The organism is Paucilactobacillus suebicus DSM 5007 = KCTC 3549, assembly GCF_001434475.1.
GTDB lineage: Bacteria > Bacillota > Bacilli > Lactobacillales > Lactobacillaceae > Paucilactobacillus > Paucilactobacillus suebicus.
In genome coordinates, this window is sequence record NZ_AZGF01000063.1 from 1 (window position 1) to 1,869 (window position 1,869).

Genomic DNA, 1,869 nt, shown 5'->3' on the forward strand with positions numbered 1-1,869 from the left:
CACCAATCCCGATCACTACTAAAAAAGCCACCACAAATGTGATGACTAATTGTTTAATCTTATTCAATTAAGTTACCTCCTATTGATCTGCTGATGTCTGATCTGCTGATGTCTGTGCAGCTTTGTAGGCTGTAATCGCATCGGATACTTGAGTAACCTGAGTTTGGTTAATCAGTGATTTCACTAGATAATTTCCAGCGTATACAGTTGCTAAGTCCGATGGAATCAATCCATTGTTAACACTGTTAATTAACCCTTCTGTTAAAAATTCGCTTAAATCAAAACTCATGACAAAGAACCCCCTAGCGCTACAATAGCAGCTTGTATTTTTGCGTAATCCGCTTGTGTCAAAATTTCTGATGGGTTTGGGCACCAATCCGTAGCTACACTACCTTTTTCCAGCTTCATATTTTTAAATCTAAATAGACTATCAGTAGCGTAATCATAGTTCTGTAAACTGAAAAATACGCCAGTAGCTCCAACAGGAATAGTAAAGGTATGTGAAAATGGTGTGAATACTGATCCATCACTAACAGGTATTCCTAAATCGCTAACATCACTTGAGCCCCAGTTGCTTCCGGGACCATATTGTGATCTAAACCTTAGTTCACCTGATGTATGGCTGCCACTGCCAGATAAAGTGTAAGTTTCTCCCGGAGTTAAGCCATATAAGTTATTAGTGTCATGCGGCATAAACCGGTAGTAAAACTCATCAGGAGTAGGAGTAGTTACTTGCTCATAGCTATCAGTTCTACTATATACACCATATATAGCAGCGCTAGCTCCTTGCACCGTTGTTTGTGCCTTAGTTGCTGAACCGGAGGTATTAATCAATAGGTTGGTACCCACAGCACTGTTATCAACCTGCGTTTTAAGCTCAACAAAAGCTGGTGCTGCGGTCAAACCAGCATTGTCTACGGTACCGGCATCTCCCTTGGGTATCGTGAAATCAAGCACTGCATCATTATCTGTGCCTGAATTAGTAATCGTAGCGGATGTCCCAGCGGCACCCGTGTTGACCGTGCCAACCTTGACAGTTGCGGCTTTGCCGTCAAATTCACCATCAGTAGCTTTGTCTTGTAAATCCTTTTGAAGATCATCGAACTTGTTCTCGAAATCGGCTAAGGTAATCGTAGTAATCACACTCGATTGACTAGACATGATATTCCGATCAATGGTAAAGCCGATAACATCGGGATAGGCGCTGTCTGGATAGATCGTAGTGTCTCCGGTGCTATCAACGATCCATACTTCGATTAAATAGTTGCCGGCGGGTAAGTCACTTAGATTGTCATTGGTAAAGGTCACATCAATTCTGCCATCAGTAGGATGTAACAGGTTTGCGGCTGTGATATCAATCGATTTAAGGTAACCGTTAGTATCGCCAATCTTGACTTCAATTGACTGAACTTTGGACAAGTCAACTGGCTGACCAAATTCTGTTACTCGTAAGGACAGCGTATCATTTGAATCACCAAGTTTGATAGATTGCGGACTATCCGCAGTATATGTCAATTTTCGCATAGCTTACCTCCTATTATGCTTGGGTGAGGCTAGTTACCTTGGCTTGCGCAGTTGCTAAATCAGCTTGCGCTTGTTTGAGTTCAGCAGCTTTCTTTTCGGCTTCCGTTTCGGCGGTAGCTTGCATATAAGTTGCTAAGGTACCATCAGCAGTTAATGAAGCATAAGCCGATTCAATGGCATTGGTAATCGTTGTTTCATCCGTTTCGGTAAAGCCGAGATTCTTCAATGCGGCTTCGACAATTTTACCAGCCTTAGATTTCTTTACTTCACCCTCGATATATGTGGTCACACCAAGTTTCTGCATTGCCACTACAGCGTCCTTAGCAAGCGTGGGTAAGATGTCCA

At 42.5% G+C, this 1,869-nt stretch carries 3 protein-coding genes; all 3 read right to left on the reverse strand.

Features of this window, described 5'->3' with window-relative positions:
• Positions 1-79 precede the first annotated feature (79 nt).
• Positions 80-289 (reverse strand): hypothetical protein, encoded by a 210-nt coding sequence (locus FD16_RS12395; protein WP_010622282.1) that lies wholly within the window; start codon positions 287-289, stop codon positions 80-82.
• Entirely contained in the window at positions 286-1,524 is a 1,239-nt protein-coding gene (locus tag FD16_RS12400; RefSeq protein WP_010622283.1) for a hypothetical protein, read from the reverse strand. The genes FD16_RS12395 and FD16_RS12400 overlap by 4 nt, the downstream gene beginning before the upstream one ends.
• A 13-nt stretch (positions 1,525-1,537) precedes the next feature.
• The coding region (locus FD16_RS12405; protein ID WP_056938574.1) for an oxidoreductase at positions 1,538-1,869 on the reverse strand (332 nt) is incomplete at its 5' end.